This is a genomic window from Mesorhizobium sp. M7A.F.Ca.AU.002.02.1.1, from assembly GCF_003998535.1.
Classification (GTDB): Bacteria; Pseudomonadota; Alphaproteobacteria; order Rhizobiales; family Rhizobiaceae; genus Mesorhizobium; species Mesorhizobium ciceri.
Map to the genome: position 1 here is coordinate 1 of NZ_RZPB01001028.1, position 1,772 is coordinate 1,772.

At 65.9% G+C, this 1,772-nt stretch carries 1 protein-coding gene; it reads right to left on the reverse strand.

All coding sequences use genetic code 11. The features are described from left to right. A partial coding sequence (locus tag EN879_RS34600; RefSeq protein WP_245493920.1) for a glycoside hydrolase family 15 protein occupies window positions 1-1,509 on the reverse strand: 1,509 nt, incomplete at its 3' end. Window positions 1,510-1,772: the final 263 nt, after the last annotated feature.

Sequence of the window (1,772 nt, forward strand, 5' to 3'; positions counted from 1 at the left end):
GCCGTCGACGCCGACTTGACCGCAGATCGCCGTGCCGGTGACGTAGGTCCAGCGCTCGACCTGGTCGTTCCAGACGTCTGATGTCTCGCGCAGATAGGTCGCCCCGTCCGGCTTGCCACAGGCGTCGAGCAGGTCGGCTGCGGCAAGCAGTGCGGCGATTTCGACGGCGAGCGTGAACGGGCTGTAGCCGGCATCCTCTTCCCAGCGGTCCTCGCCGGTGACCGGCCCGTTGCGCACGACGAACCCGGCGGCGCGCTCGATCATCGGCAGAAAGACTGCGAGCCTGGCGTGCGGCAAATGGCCGGCGCGGTGCAAAGCTTCGGCCAGCAGCAGCGGAAAGGCGCATTCGTCCATCTGGATGCCGGGCCAATAGGCCGATCCGTCGAGCCAGGCGTTCTGCGGCCAGTGGCCGTCCGGCTGCTGGATGGAGCCGAGATAGTCGAGGATTTGCAACGCCGAGGCGGCGTCGCCGGCAGCAAGAAAGCCGCCGGCCGTCTCGACCAGATCGCGCGGCCAGACCAGATGGTAGCCGCCGAGGTCGTCGTCGCCCTTGTCGAAGCCCCACGGGATCGACAGGCTGGCGACCGCGGCGCCCGGTGTGGCGATCGACCGGTGCGTCGCCAGTACCGCCGTCGAGACGCGATAGAAGTTGATCCCGGGCACCGCGTGCCGGTCGAGCGGCAGCAGGCCCTTTTGCCAGTTGCGCCAGTTCTGGAGGTAGGATTTCGCCGCGGGTTCAAAACCCTGCTTCAGGCTGGCGAAAGCATGTTCCGCGGCCTCCTCGGGCGTCGCGCCAAATCCCAGCGCCAGCAAAGCCTTGGTCCTGGCCGCGGAAAAGCCGATCTCGCCGGTCAGCGCGACATTGCCGTCCTCGGCCCGCTGGTACGCAGCATCGAGCTCACCTGTGTTGTGCAGTTGCTGCCAACCGTCGGAAAAACCGACATAGCCGGCCGAGCCGGTCCGCCAGGGCAGCGACGAGGCCAGCGCCAGGCAGGAGCCGCGCCCCGAGGCGAACAGCACGGGCTTTCCCTCGTGCTCGCCGACCCAGGCGGTGTTGCCCATGCCGGCATTGACCAGATGCGGCGCCAGAAGCGCGTAGACGCGATAATCGTCAGCGACGCCCCTCAGCGCCGTGAAGGTGATTTCCTGCAGCAGCGCCGGGCGCGCCGGATCGGCGAGGATGCGCTTTTCGATCCGCCAGGCGCCGTCGTTCGCCGTGTTGACCAGCCGGTAGGCGGGTACGCCGTCCTCGAACGGTTCGATGCTGTGCGTGGCAGCGCGCTTCTCTTCCGAGAAATAGCCGGCGGCGCCGGTGACGATGAGGCCGAGGTCGCGGGTGCAGGCACTGTCGACGCGCGGATAGTAGATTTCGTTGAGCATGCCGTGGCTGATCGTGAACCAGATCCGGCCGGCCGGCGAAAGCGACGTTCCGACGCCGCTCTTGGCGCTTGACGTCCAGCGCGCCGGAATTCCCGGGGCGCCCGGAGCAACGTTTTGCGTCACTGGCATTCTGTTTCGGTCTCCTGGCCTCCTCCCTAGACCAGGACGCGAACCCTTTACAATCATTGCACCGCAAGTTGATCGGCGCCGACGGCAGGGCAACGAACTAGGGCTAACGGGTTTCTTCGGAGCTTTCGTCTGCGCTGACGGAGCAGCAAATGAAAAACCCGCCAGTGCGGCGGGTCACCGGCGCAAATCAGCACCATGGACGAAAATGTACCATAGCTGAGCTCACCGAGTCAAGAAAAAATTCCTATGACCAAAGGCACCGT